At 64.0% G+C, this 23,576-nt stretch carries 19 protein-coding genes; 12 read left to right on the top strand and 7 right to left on the bottom strand.

Going from position 1 to position 23,576, the window contains the following annotated elements:
• The gene (locus IFT60_RS09150; RefSeq protein WP_192051644.1) at nucleotides 1–855 is read left to right on the top strand and encodes an SIS domain-containing protein; all 855 of its coding nucleotides are present in this window, start codon (nucleotides 1–3) and stop codon (nucleotides 853–855) included.
• Nucleotides 856–1,079: 224 nt separating this feature from the next.
• Nucleotides 1,080–1,403: a hypothetical protein gene (locus tag IFT60_RS09145; RefSeq protein WP_192051643.1), complete on the top strand. Its 324-nt coding sequence runs from the start codon at nucleotides 1,080–1,082 to the stop codon at nucleotides 1,401–1,403.
• An 85-nt stretch (nucleotides 1,404–1,488) separates the two neighbouring features.
• On the opposite strand, the gene IFT60_RS09140 is transcribed toward IFT60_RS09145, so the two are convergent.
• Entirely contained in the window at nucleotides 1,489–2,235 is a 747-nt protein-coding gene (locus IFT60_RS09140; RefSeq protein WP_192051642.1) for an SDR family oxidoreductase, read from the bottom strand.
• Nucleotides 2,236–2,330: 95 nt separating this feature from the next.
• On the opposite strand from IFT60_RS09140, the gene IFT60_RS09135 reads away from it, so the two are divergent.
• Both IFT60_RS09135 and IFT60_RS09130 read left to right on the top strand, forming a co-directional pair.
• Nucleotides 2,331–4,514: a hybrid sensor histidine kinase/response regulator gene (locus IFT60_RS09135; RefSeq protein WP_192051641.1), complete on the top strand. Its 2,184-nt coding sequence runs from the start codon at nucleotides 2,331–2,333 to the stop codon at nucleotides 4,512–4,514.
• Entirely contained in the window at nucleotides 4,511–4,900 is a 390-nt protein-coding gene (locus IFT60_RS09130; protein WP_192051640.1) for an ASCH domain-containing protein, read from the top strand. The genes IFT60_RS09135 and IFT60_RS09130 overlap by 4 nt, the downstream gene beginning before the upstream one ends.
• A gap of 250 nt (nucleotides 4,901–5,150) precedes the next feature.
• Here IFT60_RS09130 and IFT60_RS09125 read toward each other — a convergent pair whose 3' ends face one another.
• The gene (locus tag IFT60_RS09125) at nucleotides 5,151–5,579 is read right to left on the bottom strand and encodes a DUF7832 domain-containing protein (RefSeq protein ID WP_192051639.1); all 429 of its coding nucleotides are present in this window, start codon (nucleotides 5,577–5,579) and stop codon (nucleotides 5,151–5,153) included.
• A gap of 121 nt (nucleotides 5,580–5,700) precedes the next feature.
• On the opposite strand from IFT60_RS09125, the gene IFT60_RS09120 reads away from it, so the two are divergent.
• On the top strand, nucleotides 5,701–8,004 hold the full coding sequence (locus IFT60_RS09120) for a choice-of-anchor I family protein (RefSeq protein ID WP_229510756.1): 2,304 nt from the start codon (nucleotides 5,701–5,703) through the stop codon (nucleotides 8,002–8,004).
• A gap of 106 nt (nucleotides 8,005–8,110) precedes the next feature.
• Nucleotides 8,111–8,440: a low molecular weight protein tyrosine phosphatase family protein gene (locus IFT60_RS09115; protein ID WP_192051638.1), complete on the top strand. Its 330-nt coding sequence runs from the start codon at nucleotides 8,111–8,113 to the stop codon at nucleotides 8,438–8,440.
• 54 nt (nucleotides 8,441–8,494) lie between these two features.
• On the opposite strand, the gene IFT60_RS09110 is transcribed toward IFT60_RS09115, so the two are convergent.
• The gene (locus IFT60_RS09110; RefSeq protein WP_192051637.1) at nucleotides 8,495–10,126 is read right to left on the bottom strand and encodes a methyl-accepting chemotaxis protein; all 1,632 of its coding nucleotides are present in this window, start codon (nucleotides 10,124–10,126) and stop codon (nucleotides 8,495–8,497) included.
• A 283-nt stretch (nucleotides 10,127–10,409) separates the two neighbouring features.
• On the opposite strand from IFT60_RS09110, the gene msrC reads away from it, so the two are divergent.
• Nucleotides 10,410–10,907, top strand: a complete 498-nt coding sequence (gene msrC, locus IFT60_RS09105) for a free L-methionine (R)-S-oxide reductase MsrC (protein ID WP_192051636.1) — start codon at nucleotides 10,410–10,412, stop codon at nucleotides 10,905–10,907.
• A gap of 58 nt (nucleotides 10,908–10,965) precedes the next feature.
• A complete protein-coding gene (tal, locus tag IFT60_RS09100; RefSeq protein ID WP_192051635.1) occupies nucleotides 10,966–11,895 on the top strand; it encodes a transaldolase in 930 nt (309 codons plus the stop codon).
• A gap of 212 nt (nucleotides 11,896–12,107) precedes the next feature.
• Here the strand turns inward: tal and IFT60_RS09095 are convergent, their stop codons facing one another.
• Nucleotides 12,108–12,725, bottom strand: a complete 618-nt coding sequence (locus IFT60_RS09095) for a TetR family transcriptional regulator (RefSeq protein WP_192051634.1) — start codon at nucleotides 12,723–12,725, stop codon at nucleotides 12,108–12,110.
• A gap of 159 nt (nucleotides 12,726–12,884) precedes the next feature.
• Between IFT60_RS09095 and IFT60_RS09090 the strand changes: the two genes are divergently transcribed.
• From IFT60_RS09090 to IFT60_RS09080, 3 genes are read left to right on the top strand one after another with little or no spacing between them, the layout of a single operon-like run.
• Complete coding sequence (locus IFT60_RS09090) at nucleotides 12,885–14,195, top strand: efflux RND transporter periplasmic adaptor subunit (RefSeq protein ID WP_192051633.1); 1,311 nt, start codon at nucleotides 12,885–12,887, stop codon at nucleotides 14,193–14,195.
• 29 nt (nucleotides 14,196–14,224) lie between these two features.
• Nucleotides 14,225–17,395, top strand: a complete 3,171-nt coding sequence (locus IFT60_RS09085; RefSeq protein WP_192051632.1) for an efflux RND transporter permease subunit — start codon at nucleotides 14,225–14,227, stop codon at nucleotides 17,393–17,395.
• Entirely contained in the window at nucleotides 17,396–18,835 is a 1,440-nt protein-coding gene (locus IFT60_RS09080) for an efflux transporter outer membrane subunit (RefSeq protein ID WP_192051631.1), read from the top strand.
• A gap of 1,105 nt (nucleotides 18,836–19,940) precedes the next feature.
• Here IFT60_RS09080 and IFT60_RS09075 read toward each other — a convergent pair.
• On the bottom strand, nucleotides 19,941–20,366 hold the full coding sequence (locus tag IFT60_RS09075; protein WP_192051630.1) for a hypothetical protein: 426 nt from the start codon (nucleotides 20,364–20,366) through the stop codon (nucleotides 19,941–19,943).
• A gap of 275 nt (nucleotides 20,367–20,641) precedes the next feature.
• On the opposite strand from IFT60_RS09075, the gene IFT60_RS09070 reads away from it, so the two are divergent.
• Nucleotides 20,642–21,556, top strand: coding sequence for a M28 family peptidase (locus tag IFT60_RS09070; protein WP_197986261.1), 915 nt, complete (start codon nucleotides 20,642–20,644; stop codon nucleotides 21,554–21,556).
• A gap of 79 nt (nucleotides 21,557–21,635) precedes the next feature.
• Here the strand turns inward: IFT60_RS09070 and hemW are convergent, their stop codons facing one another.
• Together hemW and rdgB are read right to left on the bottom strand one after the other, a co-directional pair.
• Complete coding sequence (gene hemW / locus IFT60_RS09065) at nucleotides 21,636–22,877, bottom strand: radical SAM family heme chaperone HemW (protein ID WP_192051629.1); 1,242 nt, start codon at nucleotides 22,875–22,877, stop codon at nucleotides 21,636–21,638.
• Entirely contained in the window at nucleotides 22,874–23,458 is a 585-nt protein-coding gene (rdgB, locus tag IFT60_RS09060; RefSeq protein WP_192051628.1) for an RdgB/HAM1 family non-canonical purine NTP pyrophosphatase, read from the bottom strand. The genes hemW and rdgB overlap by 4 nt, the downstream gene beginning before the upstream one ends.
• Between the last annotated feature and the right edge of the window lie 118 nt (nucleotides 23,459–23,576).

Here is a 23,576-nt window from a genome sequence, read left to right as displayed (position 1 = left end):
ATGCTGCTCGACTCGATCCGTACCCAGCTCGACTCGCTCTCGAAGTCCGAGCGCAAGGTCGCGCTGGCCGTGCTGGAAGCCCCGAACGCCACCGTCAGCCAGAACATCACGGCGCTGGCGAAGAATGCGCAGGTATCGGAACCGACCGTTGTGCGCTTTTGCCGCACGCTCGGCTACGACGGCTGGCACGAATTCAAGCTGAAGCTGGCGCAGGGCCTGGCGCTGGCGCTGCCCGCCGCGAACGAGCAGCCGGCCCAGGACGATCTCGCAGCGGACCTGGTGAACAAGATCTGCAGCCGCTCGATTAACACCCTGCTCGACCTGCGCAACAACCTGAATGCCGAGTCGGTGCAAAAGGCGCTCGACATCCTGTCGCGTGCCAACAAGATCGAGTTCTACGGCCAGGGCACGTCGGGCATCGTCGCCGCCGACGCCCAGCACAAGTTCTTCCGCTCGGGCGTGCCCACAGTCGCCTATGCCGACCCGGCGATCCACTCGATCGCGGCGGCCCTGCTGCGCGAAGGCGACGCGGTGGTGGCGATCTCGCAGCGCGGCAACAACCCGCAGCTGGTGCGCTCGGCCAAGCTGGCGCGCCGCGGCGGCGCCGACGTGATCGTGCTGGCGCCGTCCGGCACCCCGCTGGCGGACATGGCCAGCGTGCTGATTCCAATCGACCTGGTCTTCAATATCGACCCCTACACCCCGATCTCGGCGCGCCTGGCCTACCTGGTCGTGATCGACGTGCTGGCGGTCGGTCTCGCCTTGCAGCGCGGGCCGGAATTCCGCAAGAAGATGCAGAACGCGCAGAAGGCGCTGCAGGAATTCGATATGCAGTTCGATTCGTTTATCGGCTAGCGAGCGGCACGTTATTCAGCGTGCCGGCGATTGCCGCTGCACGTGAGCGGTACATAGAAATTCCAGTGCCTATGCTGGCCGAGACGCAAGACGAACTGCCCCGGATCGGTGCCGTGCAACTCGCTGTTTGCGGACCTGATAACAGGTTATTGCGAGGATTTTAACAGCATGCTAGAGTCTGCTACGAACGCTAAATTCGTTGCACCATCAGCCAGGAGACGCTCATGCATTTACTGACCTCGGATGCGCAAGTTTATCTGGACGGTGGCAACGCCCGCCAGACCTACACGCTCTATAAGACAGCGTCGGCCCAAGGACATGCTACCGCCGACGATACGACGCTGCGCACCGCCTTGATCAGAGCCCTGAACATGCAGACGGGCGGAGACAAGGTCCATCAGGGCGCTGGCGTGTATCGGGTAAGGATCAATAACCGCCGCGGCTATTTGGTCTACAAGACGCCGTGCATACACGGCCAGGCTGCATCGGCCGCAATTTTCCATTATCACTGGAATTACCACCTCGATTTACCTTTGGACGAGACCTGAAGCAGGGTTAGGTCTCCCAAGGTAGCCACGTCCCATGTGACAACTTCACTCAAGATAAAAATCCAGGCCACTTCCGCGCTGATGTTCAACGCCCGCCCGACACCTCGATGAAGCTGCCCGTGGTATACGACGCCGCCTCCGACAACAGCCACAGCACGGCACGCGCCACTTCCTCCGGTTCGCCGCCGCGCCCCATCGGCACCGACGACTGCAGCCGCTCCACCCGCCCCGGCTCGCCGCCATCGGCATGCATCGTCGTGTGGATCAGCCCCGGTCGCACGCCATTGACGCGGATGCCCTCGCCCGCCACCTCTTTCGACAGCCCGATGGTCAGCGTGTCGAGCGCCGCCTTCGATGCCGCGTAGTCGACGTATTCGTTCGGCGAACCCAGCACGGCCGCGCGCGACGACACGTTGACGATGGCGCCGCCGCTGCCGCCGTGCCGGGTCGACATGCGCCGCACCGCTTCGCGCGCGCACAGGAAGGGGCCGACCACGTTGGTGTCCATGATGCGCCGGATGCGCGCCGCATCCATTTGATCCACGCGCATCTGCCGCGCCAGCACGCCGGCATTGTTGACGAGGGCGTCGAGCTGGCCGCAGCGTGCGTCGACCTCGGCGAACAGCCGCTCGACCTCGGCCTCATCAACCACGTCGGCCTGCAGCGCCAGCGCTGCGCCGCCCTGCGCTTCGATCGCGCGCACGACCTGCGCGGCGGCGGCGGCGTCGCTGCGGTAATTGATGCAGACCCGGTAGCCCTGTTCGGCGGCCAGCAGCGCGCAGGCGGCGCCGATGCCGCGCCCGCCGCCGGTGATGAGGATGGTTTTGTTCATATGGGCTCGCTGCGTGTGAACGATGACCGGGCAAGCATAGCCGGTCCGCCATTGGCATTTCAACATATAATGCTTTTTTACCAAAAAGCCATGCCATGCGGTCGCCCATCGGTTTTACTCTCTCGCTGCGGCGGTTGCTCATCCTGCTCAGCGGGATCGGCCTGCTGCCCCTGGCCCTGCTAGGGCTGTGGTCGGTCCATACGGCCAACCAGCACCAGCAGCGCGAACAGGAGCGCGCCATGCTCGACCTGGCGCGGGCGCTCTCGAGCGCGGTCGATGCGGAGCTCGACGGGTCGATCGCCACCCTCGCCAGCCTGGCGCGTTCCCCGGCCATCGCCGCCGGCGACGTGCGCACCTTCTACGACATCGCGCGCGACCAGGTCAAGGGCCAGCCCGAATGGCTGGCGATCATCCTCACCGATGCCGCCGGCAAGATCCTGTTCCGCACCACCATGCCCTTCGGCGAGCCGGCCGGCCGCATTGCCGATCCGGAAAGCCTGCACCAGCTGCTGGCGGTGCAACGGCCGCTGGTCGGGCATGTATCGCGCGGCCAGCGCGGCAAGGTCGCCTTCCCGGTGCGCGTGCCGCTGCGCGACGAAAGCGGCCGCCTGTATGCGCTCACCGCCGTCATCAAGCCCGACCGCATCCTGGGCGTCGTCAAGCGCCAGGCCGTGCTTCCGGGTTCGGTCATTGCCGTCATCGATGCGGCCGGCGCCATCGTGGCGCGCTCGAAGGACCACGACAAACGCGTCGCCGGCCCGGCCGGCCCGGCGCTGCAACAACTCATGCGCGGTCAGTCGCCCGAAGGCGTCGGCGCCAGCGTCAACTACGAAGGCGACAGCATCACCAGCGCCTTTACCAAAGTGTCGCGCCATGGCTGGACGGTGGCGGTCGGTGTGCCCAAGCCGGGCAGCGGCCCCGCTTCGCTCAAAGGCATGACCTTGTATGGCTGGGGCCTGGGGGCGTCGCTGCTGGCCTGCGTCGGCCTGGCCTCGCTGCTGTCGATCCGCATCGCGAAAAGCTTCGCTAACCTGCAGCAGGCGGCGGCGGCGCTGGGCGCCGGCAAGCCGGTCGAGGTCGCGGCCTCGCGCATCCGCGAACTGGCCCTGATGGGCCGGGCGCTGGAAGCGGCTGCCGCGCAGCACGCCACCTACGAGCAGGAACGTTCGCTGCTGCTGGCGTCGCTCGAGGACGCCTTGAAGACCAGCCGCGAGGCCAGCGTGGTGAAGGACGAATTCCTGGCCGTGCTCGGGCACGAGCTGCGCAATCCATTGAGCCCGATCGTCGCCTCGCTCGACCTGATGGACCTGCGCGCCGACGACAGCAGCCTGCGCGAACGCACCATCATGCGGCGCCAGGTGAACCATTTGAAGCGCCTGGTGGATGACCTGCTCGACGTGGCGCGCATCACCTCGGGCAAGATGCAGCTCGAACTGCGCCCCCTGAACCTGGCCGAGGTGGTGCGCCACGCCGTGGCCAGCCGTCCCGGCACGGCCGTCACGCTGGCGGCGCCGGCCGCGGTCTGGGTCGAGGGCGACGAGAGCCGGCTGGCCCAGGTGCTCAACAACCTGCTGTCGAACGCCGAACGCTTCGGCGACGGCGCCACCCGTGTCACCCTGGGCGTGGACGCCGACACGGCGCGCCTCGAAGTGGCCGACAACGGCATCGGCATGGACCGCGACCTGCTGGCGCGCGTGTTCGACCCCTTCTACCAGGCGCCGCAACAGGCCGCGCGCATCACGGGCGGCCTTGGCCTGGGCCTGGCGATCGTGCGCAAGATCGTCGAGCTGCACCACGGACGCGTGTCGGCCCGCAGCGACGGACCGGGCACCGGCAGCAGTTTCGTGGTCGAGCTGCCGCTGGCCGCCGCACAGGCGCCGCTGCCCCTGGCCATCCCCCACGCACCGGCCGGCGACAAGCAGGTGCTGGTCGTCGACGACAACGTCGATGCCGCCACCATGACGGCCCTCATACTGGAACAGTTCGGCCACGCGGTGCAGGTCGCCCACAGCGGAGCCGCCGCGCTGGCCCTGCTCGAACGCTACCGGCCCGCAGTCGCCATCCTCGACATCGGCCTGCCCGACATGGACGGCTACGCACTGGCCGCCGCGATCCGGCGCACGGGCATGACGGGGCGGCTGGTGGCGCTGACCGGCTATGGCCAGAAGTCCGACGTCGAACGCGCCAGCGCGGCCGGTTTCGACATGCACCTGACGAAACCGGCTTCGCTGGACGACCTGGCGCGCGCGGTCGCCGATACGGAAACCATCGCGCCATGACGACGCGGAAAAAACTCACCTTCTGGGGCGCCCATGAAAACGACGACAGCCTGGTGCGCGCCGTCATTGCCGGGCGCAAGACCGTCACCGCCGACACGGTCGAGGATTACTATCAAGGATACGGGGAACTGGGCGACGGCGGCTACGTGGCGGGCGACCTGATCGACGTCTACGACCTGAAGGGCCGCCTGCGCTGCACGATCCGCGCGCGCGAGGTGCGCGTGATCACCTTCGGCGCCATTCCGGAAGACGTCTGGCGCGGCGAAACGTTGACAAGTGCGCAGGAGTTCCGCGACGTGCACGTGCGCTGCCTGCCGCACCTGGAGCTGCACGACGGGTTCGAATTCGTGACGCTGCATTTCGAGCTTGTGGGCGTCGCTGGCTGAACTCGTGGACGGCGCGCACGTTACCGAAATTCAGCTACTCAGGTGGAGCCGACCACCTTACCGCGTGGGCGGCGCGCACGTTACCGAAATTCAGCTACTCAGGTGGAGCCGGCTACCCTACCTGAGTCGGCCGTAGGGTGGTCGGCTCCACCCCGAAGGATGATGGACGACTGCGTGTGCGCCGCCCACGCGTTCAGCAGGCGCCTGATTTACCGCGCGGCTGGTCGGAAGCCGGTTGAACGCCATTTCTTCAGCCCTGCGTCTGCTTCCACTCGCTGTAGCGTTTCTCAATGACCGGCGCCAGCAGATCATACGTCGCCCAGGTATCCGGCACGTGATAGATCGAGTCGAGATCCTGGGCCACGGCGGTTTCGTAATCGGTCGGATACGGCGACTGCTCGGGTGCGTAATAGAAGGCGGCGAACGCATTGCCCTCGTCGTTCAAGTCTTCGTCGGTGAACTTGGCGTCGCAGGTGTTGATGAACCATTCTCCCGGCGTGGCCTGGCGCGCACGCAGGCGCTCCAGCTCGTCCGCGAAATCCTCGGCATGGAGGGCGCCGCCCAGGCCGTGCAGGAGGCACCAGGCGCTGAACATGGCGATGTGCGTGGCGCCGGCCGCGTTCTTCAGGTCCTTGGGAAACTGTCCGCCGTAGTGCCAGGACGCGTCGTCGTATTTCATGTCTTCTCCGGTTGCAGGCGATTGGTATTGCTCAGTGTAACGGGTTTATTGTTATTGTCGCAATCGTCATCAAGCTGTCATCTGCCTTTCCTAGAATGCACGTCTTTCAAGGAGATCATCGATGCAGGTATTCAGCGGACACAAGGGATCGATCGCGGCTGCGGTTGCGACGATGTTGATGTTGCAGGGTTGCGGTGGCGGTAGCGACGGCGTAGGAGCGGGTCTCAAGCTGCATGGCGTCGTCGCCGTCGGCGCGCCCTTGGTCGGCGCCAGCGTCGCCTTGCAGTGCGCCGCCGGCACGCCAGCCGCCGTCAAGACCGAAGCCGATGGCTCCTGGGCGATTCCCGCCTCCGCCGAACTGACCCTGCCGTGCGCAATTGAAGCGAGCGGCGGGCGCGTCGGCAGCAGCAGCGGCGCCGAGAACACCCAGCGCCTGCATGCGGTGGCCGTCGCGCCGGGCGTGGCGAACGTGACCACCCTCACTAGCCTGCACACGGCCGTGCTGACGGGCCAGGAACCGGGCGCCTGGTACGCACGCCTGAAGACCGACCCGTCCGGCCTGCGCAGCATCGACGCTGCGGCTGCCGCTGGCGCTACCAGCCGCCTCGCCAGCCAGTTGCCGGCCAGCGTCACGCTCCCAAGCGGCTTCGACCCGGTGACGACCGCGTTCGCGGCGCGTAGCGACAACGCCTTCGACCAATTGCTGGACAAGCTGCAAACCGCCCTCAAGGAGAACGACAGCACGCTTACCGACGCGCTGGCGCAAGCGGCTTCCAAGCTGCCCGTGATCGAAGGGACGCCGACGACCTTGAGCCTGGCCCGCATCGGCGGTTTCGGCGGCGACGTGGTCGACGGCAAGCTGGTCGATACCCACGAGATCCCGGCCTACGATGCGCTGACCAGGCGCCTGTTCGTGGTGAACGGTTCCGGCACCGGCACGGTGGAGGTATGGAACATCGCCGATCCGCGCAACCCGGTGCAGGTGGGTACGCTGCGCACTGAATCCTTCGGCGCAAACCTGGGCAGCGTGAACAGCGTGGCGGTGCGCAACGGGATCGTCGCGCTGGCGATCCAGGCCAATCCGAAGACGGCAAATGGCAGCGTGGTATTCGTGAACGCGGCGGACCTGTCCACGCTCTCGCAAGTGCAGGTCGGCGCCCTGCCCGACATGCTCACCTTTACGCCCAATGGCAGCCACGTGATCGTCGCCAACGAGGGCGAACCGAACAGCTATGGGTTGAGCGACTCGGTCGATCCGGAAGGCTCGGTCAGCATCATCGACGTCGCCGACATCCGCAAGCCGGTCGAGCGCAAGGCCACCTTCACCGCTTTCAACGGCCAGGCCGACAGCCTGCGCGCGAGCGGCGTACGCATCTACGGTCCGGGCGCCAGCGTGGCGCAAGACCTGGAACCGGAATACGTGACGGTCAGCCTCGACAGCAAGACCGCCTATGTCACCCTGCAGGAAAACAATGCGATCGCCGTGGTCGACATTGCCGGCGCCAGCGTCAGCGCCATCCGCCCGCTCGGCTACAAGGACCACAGCCTGGCCGGCTTCGGCATGGACGTCAGCAACGAGGATGGCGGCACGAATACCAACAGCGGCACGCCCCTGATAAAAATCGCGCCGGTGCCGGTGAAGGGCATGTACCTGCCGGACGGGATCGCCAACTACACGGTCGGCGGCGTGACGTACCTGGTGACGGCGAACGAGGGCGACGCCCGTGCCGACTGGCCGGGCTTTAACGAAGAAACCCGTGTGCGCGACTATTGCGGCACCCTGGGCCTGGATCCGACCCGCTTCAGCGGCGACATCGCCAACCTGACGCGCGACTCCAACCTCGGGCGCCTGCGCATCACCACGACGCCGAACGGCGGCAGCACCGGCAAGAACAGCGCCGGCCAGTGCACCGAGCTGGTTGCTTTCGGCGGGCGTTCGTTCTCGATCTGGAATGCCGCCACCGGCGCGCGCGTCTACGATTCGGGCGATGCCTTCGAGCGCACGACGGCGCAGCTGGCGGGCACGCCCGGCTTCGACTTCCCGTTCAACACCGGCCACGACGAAGCCGACGCGCTCGACGCCCGCAGCCCGAACAAGGGGCCGGAACCGGAAAGCGTGGTGGTGCAGCGCTTCGGCCGCAAGACCTTCGCCTTTATCGGCCTGGAACGGGTGGGCGGCGTGATGGTGTACGACGTGACGACGGCGGCGGCGCCGAAGTACGTCACCTACATCAATACCCGCACGAGTACCGGCACCGTGATCAAGAACGCCAACGGCGACAACGGCATCGTCAACGGCGGCGACCGCGGGCCGGAAGGCATGGTCGTGATCCCGGCATCCAAATCGCCGAACGGCAAACCGATGCTGATCGTGTCGAACGAGATCAGCGGGACGACGGCGATGTTCGAGATCGGGCTGAACTAAGCTGGTAGCGGTGCATTGAAGTGCGTGAACACCCCGGTTGCGGCATGCGGCCGGGGTGTTGTCGTTCATAATGGCTGCATATCCTGACGACAGACGATGCCAACGCATGACCCGCGCGCTTTTCCTGTGTACCCATAACCGCCTGCGCAGCCCGACCGCCGAGCAGGTCTTCGCTACCTGGCCGGGCATCGAGACCGATTCGGCCGGACTCGGCGCCGACGCCGACGTTCCACTCTCGCCCGAGCAGCTGGCGTGGGCGGAGATCGTGTTCGTGATGGAAAAGAAGCACAAGGCCAGGCTGTCGGCCGGCTTCCGGCGCCACCTGAACGGCAAGCGCGTCGTCTGCCTCGACATCCCCGACGACTACGCGTACATGCAGCCGGAACTGGTGCGCTTGCTGGAAACGAAAGCCGGACGCTTCCTGCGCCATCCCTGAAGTTGGCGGCGAACGCAGGATCGTGCTGGTCATAAAATAGACCGTAGCGCCTGGTCAGCCCAGTGCCAGCTGTCTTGCCGGCACCGGTGCGCCCGCGGGCGCAAGGCGGGTACCTGGCATGGCGTCATGCTTGGCGGCACCGCTGTCGAGCGTGAAACGGCTCACCAACAGCGCCAGGCTCGCCGCCTGGTCCTCGAGCGAGCTTGCCGCGGCCGCGGCCTCTTCGACCAGTGCGGCATTCTGCTGGGTGACGTCGTCCATCTGCGTGATTGCCGCATTGATCTGCTCGATGCCCAGCGTCTGCTCGGCGCTGGCGCCGGCAATCTCGGACATGATGTCGGTCACGCGCGCAATCCCCTGCACGATTTCCTGCATGGTGGCACCGGCCTGCCCGACGAGCTGGCCGCCGGCGTCGACCTTGCCGACCGAATCGGTGATCAGGCCGCGGATCTCCCTGGCCGCGGCCGCCGAGCGCTGCGCCAGGTTGCGCACTTCCGAGGCGACGACGGCGAAGCCGCGTCCCTGCTCGCCGGCGCGGGCGGCCTCGACCGCGGCATTCAGCGCGAGGATATTGGTCTGGAACGCAATCCCGTCGATCACCGCGATGATGTCGGCAATTTTCTTCGACGATTCACTGATCGACGCCATGGTATCGACGACCTGGGCGACCACTTCGCCGCCACGCGCCGCCATTCCCGATGCGCTCTGTGCCAGCGTATTGGCCTGGCGGGCGTTATCGGCATTCTGGCGGACGGTGCTGGTCAGCTCCTCCATCGAGGATGCGGTCTCTTCCAGCGAGCTGGCTTGCTGCTCGGTGCGGGCGGACAGGTCCAGGTTGCCGGTGGCAATTTGCTGGGACGCCGTGACGATGGTATCGGTACCGGAACGCACTTCGGACACCGTGTTGAGCAAGCTTGCATTCATGTCTTTCAGTGCGCACAGCAGCATGCCGACCTCGTCTTTCGACGACACCTGAATATCGGCTGTCAGGTCGCCGGACGCGACTTGCCGCGCCAGGTCCACCGCGCGCGCCAGGGGCCGGGTGATGCTGCGCGTCAGCAACCAGCCCAGGGCGATGCCACATGCCAGGGCGGCCAGGCCGAGCACCAGCAATAACTGGCGCGAACTGGTGTACACACTGTCGATGCGTTTGTCCGCATCCTGAAACAGCGCATTCTGGTAAGCCGCTACCTCCTCCACCAGGGCAAGGTATTTTTTCAGCTCCGGCAGCAGTTTTTCGCTCACGGCGGCCTTGAATTCCGGGCTCATGCCCTGTTCGGCCTTGCGTTTGAACAATTCCGTACGCACTGCGCTGTAGATCTTGCGTTGCGTTGCGACCGCCTGCAGGTTGGCTTTGCCTTGTGCGCTCGTGACCAGGCCTTCAAGTTCTTCCTGCACTTTGCTTACCTGTGCGCTGACCGTTTTCATGTCGCTGTCGAGCGCCTGCTCGTCGGCCGGGTCGGTGCTGTTTGCCTTGGCCAGCGTGCGGATGCTGTTCGTTGCGATGCCTTCGCGCCAGGTGGCGGCCAGCCGGGATTTGTAGTTCGCCTGCGTCATCTCCGTCTTGGCTTCGTCGATACGTTCGAGCTGCCACAAGGCGCTGGCCAGCATGACACCGATCAAGAGAAGAAGGACAGCGAAGGCGCCGCTGAGACGTGTACCGATGTTGAGGTTCGTTAATCGCATGAGTGATCAGCCGGTGATGAAAGCGCGTGGGCTACATGCAAACCGGGTGCGGATACACATAGCAGGAAGTTTCCGTAAGATAACTCCTACGATTTCTGAACGGTAAATTAGTCCAGAAAAATTGTATTTACTGTGTGAAACAAACAAGAAAAGGTGGCCGATCCACAACGGTTCGATAACAGCGCTATAAGCGTTGTGATCGTCTGGCTAACGAACGCCTCGCGCGCATGCATCAGCCTTGCTGGCTGTAAAATAGCGCTTTTCGTCCAGCGTCCCCGAGCCCATGCACATCAATCCAGAACGCAGCACCCGCCCCGATTACGACCTGCTGGTACGCCAGGTGGTCAGCGTGTTGGAAGGCGAACGCGACCTCACCGCGAATGCGGCGCAGTTTTCCGCACTCGTGTACGACACGCTTGCCGACCTGAACTGGGCCGGCTTCTATTTCACCGTGCCGTCCAAAAAAGGCGGAGGCGAAGACTTGCTGGTCGGGCCGTTCCAGGGCAAGCCGGCCTGCGCGCGTATTCCGTTCGGCCGCGGCGTCTGCGGCACGACGGCCGTGGAGCGCAAGACCATCGTGGTGCCGGACGTGCACGCGTTTCCGGGACATATCGCCTGCGATTCCGCGTCGAATGCGGAGATCGTGCTGCCGGTGATCAAGGATGGCAAGCTGGTGGGGGTGTTCGACATCGATAGTCCGGTGCTGGAGCGGTTTACCGAGGAAGACCGGGTTGGATTGGAAGCGATGGTGCAGGCGTTCGTCGACGCGACGGATTGCTGAATCAGACACGATCCGTTTGCAAACATTATTTGGCAAAATTACAATTTAGGCAAATTATATGAATCAACTTGAACAACTAAAGCAATACACCACGGTCGTGGCCGATACCGGCGATTTCCAGTCCATCAAGGCCTATGCACCGCAGGATGCGACCACGAATCCGTCGCTGATCCTGAAAGCCGTGCAGAAGCCGGAATACCTGCCGCTGCTGCAAAAAGCGGTGGCCGAATCGAACGGCGGCTCGACCGAGGAGATCGTCGACCGCCTCTTGATTGCGTTCGGCGTCGAGATCCTGAAGTTCGTGCCGGGCCGCGTGTCGACCGAGATCGATGCCGCCCTTTCCTTCGACACCGAAGCCACCGTCGCCAAGGGCCGCGAGCTGATCGCCCTGTACGAAGCGGCCGGCGTGTCGCGCGAGCGCGTGCTGATCAAGATCGCCTCGACCTGGGAAGGCATTCGCGCCGCCGAGATCCTGGAAAAGGATGGCATCCACTGCAACCTGACCCTGCTGTTCTCGCTGTGCCAGGCCGTGGCCTGCGCCGAAGCGGGCGTGAAGCTGATTTCGCCGTTCGTCGGCCGCATCTACGACTGGTACAAGAAGTCGAGCGGCACCGACTACACCGGCGCCGACGATCCGGGCGTGCAGTCGGTCAAGCGGATTTACCAGTACTACCGCACCTTCGGCTACCAGACCGAAGTCATGGGCGCGAGCTTCCGCAATACCTCGCAGATCCTGGAACTGGCCGGTTGCGACCTGTTGACCATTTCGCCGGACCTGCTGCAACAGCTGGCCGACAGCGATGCGCCGGTCGAGCGCAAGCTGACGCAGGAGGCCGATACGGCGGTCGAGAAGATCGCGGTCGACGAGAAATCGTTCCGCTTCATGCTCAATGAAGATGCGATGGGGACCGAGAAGCTGGCCGAGGGGATTCGCGCGTTCGTGGCGGATTCGAAGAAGCTCAAGAAGATGATCGAAGAGATGCGTTGATGGGATGCGCGGCTTTAGCCGCGTCCCAACGATGCGGACGCCGGCGATGCCGGCGTTTTGTTTTTTCGGACCGGGCTACACGCGTGCTAGGTGCAAGCGCACGAAACGCGTGGGCTCGGGAGCCCACCCTACGGTGCGCAACCGATAGTAGTTGGCGTTAATGTAACGTAGGGTGGGCTCCGTGAGCCCACGCGTGCGACCGCCGCGTCACGTTACCGCGCCCGAATCCCCTCGAGCATGGTCCCGATCATCTTATCGCCCAGGTCGATCAGGCTGAACGCGGTCGGTTCAAACATCCAATTGCGGATCAGCCCATCCATCAGTGCCCACAAGCCCGCCGCCAGCAACTGCGGCTCGACATCTGGCTTGATGAGTCCGGCGGCCTGGGCCAGCACCAGGCGCTCGACCACCTGTTCCGTCAATTCGCACTTGCTCTGGCTGCGGCGCACGCGCACCGCTTCCATTTCGCTGACGAATTCCACCTTCAGCGACGCGATCTCGAGCACGCGGCGCGCCTGTGGGTTGGTTTCGGTCACACGGAAAATCTCGACGAAGAACTGGCGCACGTCGGCCAGCACCGTCGTCGCATCCGACTTGCCCAGCGAGCTCAGCGCGCACTCGAACGGCAGCGTCACCCGCTCCATCATGGCGTTGAACAGCGCGCCCTTGTCGTCGAAATGCCAATAGATCGCACCGCGCGTCACGCCGGCTTCGGTTGCGATATGCTGCAATGTCGTTCTTGAGACACCTTGTTCAACAAACAATTTCTCCGCAGCATCCAAGATGCTGTCGCGTGTGGCCGCTGCTTCTTCTTTCGTCCTGCGGGCCATGTCTCTTCTCCAGTTTTGAGTGGGTCCTGCACGTTAAACATACACCCATGATAGTATATATAAAATTTCGACAAAGCCAGTGATGTAACCGTGCACAGGACCGAGAGGTTACCTGAGGGCGGTTGCATCTTTTCCAAAAATCCAGAAGGAAGCACGTTAATGCGCTCTGCCCACTCCTCACCCCTGTCGCTCACGCGAATCGCTGCCTGCACGCTGATGGCCGTGACCCTGCTCTCGGCCTGCGGCAAGAAAGACGCCGCCCAGGCCCCTGGCGCCGGCGGCCAGATGCCGGCGCCCGAAGTCGGCGTCGTCACCACCAAATTCGAACAGGTCGCCCTCCAGACCGAACTGCCGGCGCGTGCCGAACCGGTGCGCGTGGCGCAAGTGCGCGCCCGCGTTAACGGCGTCGTGCTCAAGCGCCTGTTCACCGAGGGCAGCGAGGTCAAGGAAGGCCAGTCGCTGTACCAGATCGATCCGGCTCCCTACCAGGCGCAGCTGGCCGCCGCCCAGGCCGACCTCGGCCGCGCCCAGGCGACGTTGACCCAGGCCGCGGCCCAGGCCGAGCGCTACAAGCCGCTGGTCGAAGCCAACGCGATCAGCAAGCAGGAATACACCAACGCCGTCGCCGCCCAGAAGCAGGCCGAAGCCGCCGTGGCCGCCTCGCGCGCCCAGGTGCGCATCAACCAGATCAACGCGGGCTATGCCAGCGTCAACGCGCCGATCTCGGGCCGCATCGGCCGCGCGCTGGTCACCGAAGGCGCGCTGGTCTCGGCCACCGAAGGCACCGAACTGGCGGTGATCCAGCAGACCAATTCGATGTACCTGAACATCACCCAGTCGGCGTCCGAAGTCCAGCGCCTGCGCAAGCAGGCCGGCGGCGGAGCCAAAGACGCTTCCGTCACCGTGATCCTCGACGACGGCACCGAACTGCCGACCCGCGGCAAGCTGCTGTTCTCGGACGTCACCGTCGATCCGGGCACCGCCCAGGTCACGCTGCGCGCGACCGTGCCGAATCCCGACAACGCCTTGCTGCCGGGCCAGTACGTGCGCGTGCGCCTGGCCCAGGCCGAGCTGCCGAACGGGATCGTCGTGCCGCAGCAGGCCGTCACCCGCGGCGGCGCCCAGGGCGACACCCTGATGGTCGTCGGTCCAGACAACAAGCCGACCCCGCGCACCGTCAAGATCGCGTCGCAGCAGGGTTCGAGCTGGGTCGTCACCGAGGGCCTGAAGGAAGGCGAACGCGTGATGGTCGACGGCTTCCAGAAGCTGCAGATGCTGCCGCCGGGTACCCCGGTCAAGGCAGTGCCATGGCAGGCGACCGCGCCAGCCGGCGCCGCCCCGGCCGGCCCGCAGAACGCGTCCGCCAACGCCGGCCAGGCCGCCGCCGCGACCAACCGCCAGCTGCCAGCCTCGGCGCCATCGGGTTCGACCGCCGGCGCCGCGCCGGCCGCCGCCTCGACCGGCCGCTAAGCCCGCAGTAACAGAACAGGACTATTGCAATGGCACGTTTCTTTATCGACCGCCCTATTTTCGCCTGGGTGATCGCGCTGTTTATCATGGTGATCGGTGCGGTCTCGATCACCCAGCTGCCGATCGCCCAGTACCCGAACGTGGCTCCGCCATCGATCGTGGTGAATGCCGCCTATCCGGGCGCATCGGCCCAGACCCTGGAAGACTCGGTCATCTCCGTCATCGAACGCGAGATGAACGGCTCGCCGGGCCTGGTCTACATGGAGTCGAGCAGCACCGCCAACGGCAGCGGCTCGATCACGCTGACCTTCGAGACCGGCACCAATCCGGAACTCGCCCAGGTCGACGTCCAGAACCGCCTGTCGCGCGCGGCCCCGCGCCTGCCGGCGGCCGTTAACCAGCAGGGTGTGCGCGTCGACAAGGTGCGCGCCAACTTCCTACTGTTTACGATCCTGTCGTCGGACGATCCGAAGTGGGACCCGATCGCGCTGGGCGACTACGCCTCGCGCACGGTCCTGCCTGAAATCCAGCGTATCAAGGGCGTCGGTACCGCGCAGCTGTTCGGTACCGAGCGCGCCATGCGCGTCTGGATCGACCCGGCCAAGCTGGTGGGCTTCCGCCTGTCGCCCGCCGACGTCAACAACGCCATCCGCAGCCAGAACGCCCAGGTCGCCTCGGGCACCATCGGCGAACTGCCGCTGGCGCAAGGCCAGGAAATCACCGCGACCGTGGTCGTGACCGGCCAGCTGTCGACTGTCGAACAGTTCGGCAACATCGTACTGCGCGCAAATCCGGACGGCTCGACCGTGCGCCTGAAGGACGTGGCCCGCATCGAGATCGGCGCACAAGCCTATGGCACCTCGGCCCGCCTGAACGGCAAGCCGTCGACCGGTATCGGCGTGCAGCTGGCGCCATCGGGCAATGCACTGGAAACGGCGCGCCTGGTGCGCGAACGCATGGACGAACTGTCGAAATTCTTCCCGGCCGGGATGAAGGCGACGGTACCGTTCGACAGCTCGAAGTTCATCGACATCTCGATCGAGCAGGTGCTGCATACCCTGGTCGAAGCGCTGGTGCTGGTGTTCCTGGTGATGTACCTGTTCCTGCAGAACTTCCGCTATACGATCATCCCGACCCTCGTGGTTCCGGTGGCTCTTCTGGGTTCGCTTGGCACATTATTGGCGCTGGGCTATTCGATCAACGTGCTGACCATGTTCGGCATGGTGCTGGTCATCGGTATCGTCGTCGACGATGCGATCGTGGTCGTCGAGAACGTCGAACGCATCATGAGCGAAGAAGGCCTGCCGCCGCTGGAAGCAACCCGCAAGGCCATGGGCCAGATCTCGGGCGCCATCATCGGCGTGACCGTGGTCCTGATGTCGGTGTTCGTGCCGCTGGCCTTCTTCGCCGGCGCGGTGGGTAACATCTACCGCCAGTTCTCGGTCGTCATGGTGTCCTCGATCGCCTTCTCGGCCTTCCTGGCGCTGTCGCTGACCCCTGCCCTGTGCGCGCACCTGCTCAAACCGGTCGAAGCCGGGCACCACCACGAGAAGAAGGGTTTCTTCGGCTGGTTCAACCGCCGTTTCTCCCGCACCGCCAAGGGTTACGAGAGCTGGGTCGCCAAGCTGGCGCGTTACTCCGGCCGCGCCCTGGTCGCTTTCGTGCTGGTCTGCGGCCTGGTCACGCTGATGTTCACGCGCATGCCGAATTCGTTCCTGCCGAATGAAGACCAGGGCTACGTGATCGCCAACATCCAGCTGCCGCCAGGCGCGACGCTGGAGCGCACCAACGAAGTCATGCGCACCGCCGAAGCCTTCATCATGAAGCAGCCGGAAGTGGCCAACATGGTCAGCGTGCTGGGCTTCTCGTTCTCTGGCGCCGGCCAGAACATGGCACTGGCATTCATCCCGCTGAAGGACTGGGACGAACGCAAAGGCGCCGATTCGAGCGCGGGTGCAGTCGCCAACCGCATCATCGGTGGCCTGTCGGGCGTGCGCGATGCGTTCATCTTTGCGCTCTCCCCGCCGCCGATTCCCGAACTGGGCCGCGGCACCGGTTTCAGCTTCCGCCTGCAGGACCGCGGCGGCAACGGCCACAACGCCCTGCTCGCAGCACGTAACCAGCTGCTCGGCATGGCCGCGCAGAGCCAGATCCTGGCCGGCGTGCGTCCGGAAGGCCTGGAAGACGCACCGCAGGTCAGCCTGGAAATCGACCGCGACAAGGCGCAGGCCCTGGGCGTGACGTTCGACGCGATCAACACCGCGATCTCGACCTCGCTCGGCTCGTCCTACGTGAACGACTTCCCGAACGCCGGCCGCCTGCAGCGTGTGGTGGTCCAGGCCGATGCGAAAGACCGCATGCAGCCGGACGACCTGCTGCGCCTGAACGCCCTCAATATCCAGGGCAACCCGGTGCCGCTCTCGTCGTTTGCGACCACCAAGTGGGTCACCGGCCCGATGCAGACCCTGCGCTACAACGGCTATCCGGCGATGAGCATTTCGGGCGATGCCAAGCCAGGCTATTCGACCGGCGACGCGATCGCCGAGATGGAAGCGCTGGCAGCCAAGCTGCCGCCCGGCTTCGCCTTCGAGTGGACCGGCCAGTCGCGCGAGGAGCAGCTTTCCAGCGGCACGATGGGCATCCTGATGGCCTTCTCGCTGCTGGCGATCTTCCTGGCCCTGGCGGCCCTGTATGAAAGCTGGTCGATCCCGGTGGCGGTGCTGCTGGTGGTGCCATTCGGTATCCTCGGCGCGGTGCTGGCAGCCCTGCTGCGCGGCTACCCGAACGACGTGTACTTCAAGATCGGCCTGGTGACCATCGTCGGCCTGGCGGCGAAGAACGCGGTGCTGATCATCGAGTTCGCGAAAGACCTGCAGGCGCAGGGACGCTCGCCGATGGAAGCGGCGATCGAGGCGGCGCACCTGCGCTTCCGTCCGATCATCATGACCTCGCTGGCATTCATCCTCGGCGTGCTGCCGCTGGTGATCGCAGGCGGCGCCGGTTCGGCATCGCAGCGCGCCATCGGTACCGGCGTGATGGGCGGTATGATGACGGCATCGACCCTGGGCGTGCTGTTCGTTCCGATGTTCTTCGTAGTGGTGCGCAAGCTGTTCAAGGGCAGCGAGCGCCAGCGCAAGAAGTACGCGCATGAAGACGGCACGAAAGCTGACACCAGCAAGGTAATCGAGGAAAAAATCTAAATGAGCACTCTTAAACTCATCGTTACTCCCCTGGCCCTGGCCATGGTGCTCAGCGGCTGCATGTCGCTGGCGCCGAAGTACGAGCGTCCGGCAGCGCCGGTCGCACCGAGCTTCCCGGAGCTGCCGAAGACCGGCGGCACCACGCTGCCGACCGCCACCAGCGAGGCCCCGGCCAACCTGGAATGGCAGCGCTTCTTCGCCGATGCGCGCCTGCGCCAGCTGATCGAGTTGTCGCTGGCGAACAACCGCGACCTGCGCGTGGCGATCCTGAACATCGAACAGGCCCGCGCCCAGTACCGCATCACGCGTGCCGACCGCGTGCCGACCGTGTCGGCCATCGTGTCCGGCAACCGCCAGACGACGGGTGAAGACACGCCGATTTCGAGCATCTACCAGGGTGGCTTCGGCGTATCGAACTTCGAGCTCGACCTGTTCGGCCGCGTGCGCAACCTGTCGGAAGCGGCGCTGGCGCAATACCTCGCCACCGAGGAAGCGCGCAAGACGACGCAGATCAGCCTGATCGCATCGGTCGCCAACACCTACCTGACGATGCTGGCCGACGACGAACTGCTGGCCATCACCGAGCAGACCCTGAAGACGCGCGAAGAGTCGGACCGCCTGACGCGCCTGCGTTTCGAGAACGGCGTCGTCTCCAAGCTGGAACTGCAGCAATCGGTTTCGCTGGTCGAGACCGCGCGCGCCGAGCTGGCGCGCTTCCAGCGCCAGCGCCTCCAGGATGTGAACCTGCTGACCCTGCTGGTAGGCCAGACCATCCCGGACAACCTGGCGCCCGGCGCCACCCTGGCCACGACCGAACTGCCCGACCTGCCGGCCGGCATGCCGTCCGACCTCTTGATCGCCCGCCCGGACATCCGCGCGGCCGAGCAGCAGCTGATCGCGGCGAATGCCAACATCGGCGCGGCGCGCGCGAACTACTTCCCGCGCATCTCGCTGACCGGTTCCGTGGGCAGCGCCAGCACGGAACTCTCGGGCCTGTTCAAGAGCGGTTCCTACGGCTGGACCTTCGCACCGCAAGCGGTACTGCCGATCTTCGACCTCGGCCGCATCCGCGCCGGCGTCGACTCGGCCCGTGCCGGCCGCGACATCGCGGTGGCCCGCTACGAGCAGTCGATCCAGACCGCGTTCCGCGAAGTGGCGGACGCGCTGGCCGGCCAGTCCACCTTCAGCGAACAGCTGCGCGCCCAGCGCGCGGTGGCCCTGGCCGAGCAGGACCGCTTCGACCTGTCCGACCTGCGCTACCGCAGCGGCGCCGCCAGCTACCTGGACCTGCTGGACGCCCAGCGTTCGCTGTTCCAGGCGCAGCAGTTGACGGTGCAAGCGAATTTGCAGAGGTTGCAGAACCAGGTGACGCTGTATCGCGTGTTGGGTGGGGGATGGAGCGAAGCACAGGCTGGGGCACCGGCACAGGCGGCGCGCTGACACGAGCGTGCATACGTAGTAAGACGAACGGGGCCTTGGCCCCGTTTTTTTATGGCTGAGAGGGTTTCACGTATTTTTACAAATTGAATACTTGCGTCTTTAACTTTCGAATCAGGGAGAAAGCCGCCAAAGCACATTTATCTCGGCAACTACCCTGAGAAAGGACCTTGAAGCCATGCGTACATTGCCAGAGCCGTTGCCGCCAAGCCAATCAGGCCTTGGGCACGTACCCATCTGGCAGCTAATGCACTGTCAGGTGTTTCGAGCGTAAAACCAAAAACTTTGGATAGATACCATGTCCAAGCGCGGCTATTTCGGACAAAACGCAGCACACGGGCCGGTGCAAACGCCATAGCCAACGATATAAAAACACACCAAAAAATTAGAACCAACAGAAAGTATCGCAACATTGCCATCCCCTTCCAACGCACACCAGTTTGGCCGCGATGCCAGTTGTAGCCGACACTGAAACCGGGGGGTCCGGATATTCATTCCCATCGGATTACGCGCCTCATTGCCAGGCATTTGCACTGAAGATCGAGTTACCCCACCGCAGCCGTAAAAAAGCGTATCTTTCTCTATCCGCGCTATGTTTGATCAAGATAGAATCCCACTCCCATTTCCACCTTATGGAACAGCAAGAGTTCTGCAATTTCAAGCGTAATTAATGGTCCGCCACCAGTGCCATTCCCCTGCCAAAAAACAGAAATCCAATATTCAAACTCCTGACCAAGTTGCTGGAACAGTGGACGTCCCGGGCGGATAAGACCGAATATCTAGGCAATATGATCATAGATCATATCACTATCAACGAAACCATCAGAACTTAAATGCCAGTGAAATCTTGGGAGCGATATTTCCTCCAACCCCAGTTTCTTCCTTACTCGCTCACGACGTTCACGAACGTCTGGCGAGTTATTATCGACAAATTCGAGATTCATCTTTTCGCTCGAACGCAAAAATTCGGGAGGTAACGCAGCATGCGAATTTGATCGAATATGAAGAGTACAAAAGACGCTCATCGCTCTACCTAATTTCCGTTACCGCGAAGAGAGAATTGGCCTGCATTCACGCATATGCGCAAATTGCTGGATGGTGAAGGTGCTCATCGATGGTACCAATCCCGCGGCTCCTCGAAAATGCGCGAATCGTAGGGATACCAGTCTGCGGACGCCTGTTCGTACACGAGTTCGACACGGAACCCGGTACCCGACATTGAAAAAACACGGCCGGGACTGAAAGAAGCGCGCACTTCAAGACCTGGTTCATGCGCTGTGCTGACGAGGGACAAGTCGCTCGTATAAAACGACAATCTGAGCTGAACACTGTTGCAGCCTTTACTTGCCCACCTGGCGGGACTGCCTTCCGGCAGCGCCTCAAAATTCAGGCCGATAAACACATTGCTACAGCCATCGATCACAAGCTGCGCCAGATACAAGTCGTCGAGTACGGGCATACTCCCTCCAAATGTATTCCGCAGGGCCAGCCGGCTACGGTCGTTGTCGATCCAGTTCACCAGATGATCGTTCATGGCTTCCTTCATAGTCAGGCACCCTCCGTTCCACGTGACAAGCCCTTGGCCGGCGGGGGCAGATGCCCGAGTATAGCTGGGCAGCAGCGCCAACCGACCATTGTCTTTTTCTACCCGATACGTGCGTCTCTTGCGTGTGAACTTGGCTAGACTGAACCGGTCTATCAGTTGATGGCCTCAACCGACGCCGAAAGACTGCCATACGAAACTTTTTTCACTCCCACTGGAAAGCCATTGTTGCGCTCATCCTCCTTATCCTGGTGGCGGTGCTGACCGTGACGCCGACGTCCACCGCCGCTGTCCTGGCGCCGGCGCTGGCCGAGCGCTTGCGCGGCCACGTGGTCGCGATTGCCTCGCGCGAGCACAACACGCATACATCCGCCGAATTGGAGAAAGCGGCGGCGTACATCGAAACCGCGCTGGTGCAGGCCGGCTACCGGGCCACGCGTCAGGAGTACGCGGCCGGTGGCCAGAAGGTGCGCAATATCGAGGCGTCGGTCAGCAATGTAGCGGCGGGCAAGCGGCCGGATCGGATCTTTATCGTCGGGGCGCACTACGATTCGGCACAGGGCGCGCCCGGGGCCAACGACAATGGCAGCGGCACCGCGGCCGTGCTGGAACTGGCGCGCCTGCTGAAAACCATGCGCCCGACGGCCGGTACCGAGGTGCGCTTCGTGCTGTTCGTGAACGAGGAACCGCCCTGGTTCATGGGCGAAGAGATGGGCAGCATGGTGCATGCGGCCGAGATGAAGCGCCAGGGGCAGAACGTCAAGGCGGCGCTGGTGCTGGAAACGATGGGCTATTACACCGACAAGCCGAACACGCAGCAGTTGCCGCCGGGGCTGGAGGGACGCTATCCGAGTACCGGCAATTTCATCGCCTTTGTCGGGACGCTGGAATCGTCAGCGCTGGTGCGCGAGGCGCTGGCGGCGTTCCGGGCCTCGACCGACTTCCCGGCGCACGGCCTGGCCGCGCCGGCGCACACGACTGGGGTGACGCTGTCGGACCATGCTTCCTACAACCGCCATGGCTATCCGGCGCTGATGATCACGGATACGGCGTTCATGCGCTATCCCTACTATCACACGGCGGAGGATACGCCGGACAAGCTCGATTACGAGAGCATGGCGCGGGTGGTGAGTGGGTTGGCGAAGACGATCGTCGCGTTGGCGGGGACGAAGCAGGGTTAAGGACGCGGGATTGCAAACGCCGTACCGCGTGGGCGGAGCCCACCCTACGATTCCAGGCTCATCGCCGTTGCCATGTTCTCTACTTCGTTTCGCCTAAAAACATCTCTTGCAGGTCGTTGAGGAAGCGCTGTCCCAGTTCGGTCGGACGGATTAACTTGAAATCGCGGTAGAGCAAGCCCTTGGCTTCGGCCGCGTCGAGCGCTTCCCTGATTGCGGTGATGCTCATGCCGGTGCGCTCGTTGAACAGGTTCGGATCGAAACCTTCGGTCAGGCGCAGGGTGTTGAGCATGAACTCGAAGCCGATGTCGGCGCGTGCGATTTCGTGTTCTTCCTGTACCGGGTTGCCGCGTTTGGCCGCTTCCATGAAGGAAGCCGGTTGCTTGAAGCGCGCCTGGCGCAGGATGCGGTGCGGGAACGAAATCTTCGAATGGGCGCCGGCGCCGATGCCGAGGTAGTCGCCGAAATGCCAGTAGTTCAGGTTGTGCGCCGCGCGCCGGCCCGGCCGCGCATAGGCCGAGACTTCGTAATGATCGAAGCCGGCGGCCGTCATCGTCTCCGCGATCATGTCCTGCATGTCGGCGCTGGTGTCGTCATCGGGCAGGCTTGGCGGGTACTTGGCGAAGACCGTGTTCGGTTCCATCGTCAGGTGGTACAGCGACAGGTGCGGCGGAGAAAACGACAGCGCGGTCCTGATGTCGTGCTCGGCCTGCGCCAGCGTCTGCGAAGGCAGCGCATACATCAAGTCGAGGTTGAAATTGTCGAACGTCGAGGTTGCGATCTCGACCGCGCGCAGCGCTTCGCGTTCGTCGTGGATGCGGCCCAGCGATTTCAGGTGTTCGCCATTGAAGCTCTGGATGCCAATCGAGAGGCGGTTCACGCCGCTGTCGCGGTAGTGGCGGAATTTTTCGATCTCGAAGGTGCCGGGATTGGCTTCCATCGTGATCTCGGCATTGATTTCCAGCGGCAGCAGCGTGCGCACGTCCGACAGCAAACGATCCAGGCCGGCCGCCGACATCAGGCTCGGCGTGCCGCCGCCGATGAACACCGTGTGGATCTTGCGGCCCCAGATCAGGGGCAGCGATTGCTCCAGGTCGAGGCGTACGGCGTCGAGGTATTCCTGTTCCGGCAGTTCGCCCTTGGATTCGTGCGAATTGAAGTCGCAATACGGGCACTTGCGCACGCACCACGGGAAATGGATGTAGAGCGACAGCGGCGGCAAGGCGGTCAGATTGAGCGCGCCCGGCTGCAGGTATTGCAGGGCCGCAGTGGCGGGATTACGCGGCTCGCTCGAGGGCGCGCCGGCTACTTTAATCGGGATCATCGCAGTTTCTCGACCAGTGCGCGCAGGGCCTGGCCACGGTGAGACTGCGCGTTTTTCTCGCTTGGGGTCAACTCGGCCGTGGTCTTGCCCAGCGCTGGAATCAGGAAGTGCGGGTCGTAGCCGAAGCCGTTGTCGCCGCGCGCTTCGGCGATGATTTCGCCATCCCACCGGCCGTCGGCGATCACCGGTTGCGGGTCGTCGGCGTGGCGCACGTAGACCAGCACGCAGTAGTAATAGGCCGATTTGTCAGCTTTATCCCCCAGGTCCGCGACCAGCTTTTCACTGTTGCGCGCATCCGATTTCGGCTCGCCGGCGAAGCGCGCCGAGTACACGCCGGGGGCGCCGCCAAGCGCGTTCACGCACACGCCGGAATCGTCGGCCAGCGCCGGCAGGCCGGTCAGGCGCGACGCATGGCGCGCCTTTTCGAGGGCGTTTTCCACGAAGGTGGCGTGCGGTTCCTCGGCTTCCGGGACGTCGAATTCGCCTTGCGGGTGCAGGGTGAAACCGATCGGGCCGAGGATTTGCTGGAATTCCTTCAGTTTGCCGGCGTTGTTGGAGGCGAGGATGAGGCGTTGGGTCATGGTGGGGAACAGAATCGAGCGGAAGGGAGATATTTTACTCGTTCGGCGGCGCACAGTAGGGTGGGCACTTGTGCCCACGCGGTCGTACCGTTGCGTTTCGATTCGCATGCTCTGTACC

Source organism: Massilia sp. CFBP 13721 (assembly GCF_014842025.1).
Lineage (GTDB): Bacteria > Pseudomonadota > Gammaproteobacteria > Burkholderiales > Burkholderiaceae_D > Telluria.
This window is presented reverse-complemented; position numbering and strand designations above follow the sequence as displayed.

Bases quoted from the DNA above. Each gene is read 5' to 3' on its own strand.
- IFT60_RS09150 (WP_192051644.1), top strand. From the start codon at position 1: ATGCTGCTCGACTCGATCCGTACCCAGCTCGACTCGCTCTCGAAGTCC.
- IFT60_RS09145 (WP_192051643.1), top strand. From the start codon at position 1,080: ATGCATTTACTGACCTCGGATGCGCAAGTTTATCTGGACGGTGGCAAC.
- IFT60_RS09140 (WP_192051642.1), bottom strand. From the start codon at position 2,235: ATGAACAAAACCATCCTCATCACCGGCGGCGGGCGCGGCATCGGCGCC.
- IFT60_RS09135 (WP_192051641.1), top strand. From the start codon at position 2,331: ATGCGGTCGCCCATCGGTTTTACTCTCTCGCTGCGGCGGTTGCTCATC.
- IFT60_RS09130 (WP_192051640.1), top strand. From the start codon at position 4,511: ATGACGACGCGGAAAAAACTCACCTTCTGGGGCGCCCATGAAAACGAC.
- IFT60_RS09125 (WP_192051639.1), bottom strand. From the start codon at position 5,579: ATGAAATACGACGACGCGTCCTGGCACTACGGCGGACAGTTTCCCAAG.
- IFT60_RS09120 (WP_229510756.1), top strand. From the start codon at position 5,701: ATGCAGGTATTCAGCGGACACAAGGGATCGATCGCGGCTGCGGTTGCG.
- IFT60_RS09115 (WP_192051638.1), top strand. From the start codon at position 8,111: ATGACCCGCGCGCTTTTCCTGTGTACCCATAACCGCCTGCGCAGCCCG.
- IFT60_RS09110 (WP_192051637.1), bottom strand. From the start codon at position 10,126: ATGCGATTAACGAACCTCAACATCGGTACACGTCTCAGCGGCGCCTTC.
- msrC (WP_192051636.1), top strand. From the start codon at position 10,410: ATGCACATCAATCCAGAACGCAGCACCCGCCCCGATTACGACCTGCTG.
- tal (WP_192051635.1), top strand. From the start codon at position 10,966: ATGAATCAACTTGAACAACTAAAGCAATACACCACGGTCGTGGCCGAT.
- IFT60_RS09095 (WP_192051634.1), bottom strand. From the start codon at position 12,725: ATGGCCCGCAGGACGAAAGAAGAAGCAGCGGCCACACGCGACAGCATC.
- IFT60_RS09090 (WP_192051633.1), top strand. From the start codon at position 12,885: ATGCGCTCTGCCCACTCCTCACCCCTGTCGCTCACGCGAATCGCTGCC.
- IFT60_RS09085 (WP_192051632.1), top strand. From the start codon at position 14,225: ATGGCACGTTTCTTTATCGACCGCCCTATTTTCGCCTGGGTGATCGCG.
- IFT60_RS09080 (WP_192051631.1), top strand. From the start codon at position 17,396: ATGAGCACTCTTAAACTCATCGTTACTCCCCTGGCCCTGGCCATGGTG.
- IFT60_RS09075 (WP_192051630.1), bottom strand. From the start codon at position 20,366: ATGAACGATCATCTGGTGAACTGGATCGACAACGACCGTAGCCGGCTG.
- hemW (WP_192051629.1), bottom strand. From the start codon at position 22,877: ATGATCCCGATTAAAGTAGCCGGCGCGCCCTCGAGCGAGCCGCGTAAT.
- rdgB (WP_192051628.1), bottom strand. From the start codon at position 23,458: ATGACCCAACGCCTCATCCTCGCCTCCAACAACGCCGGCAAACTGAAG.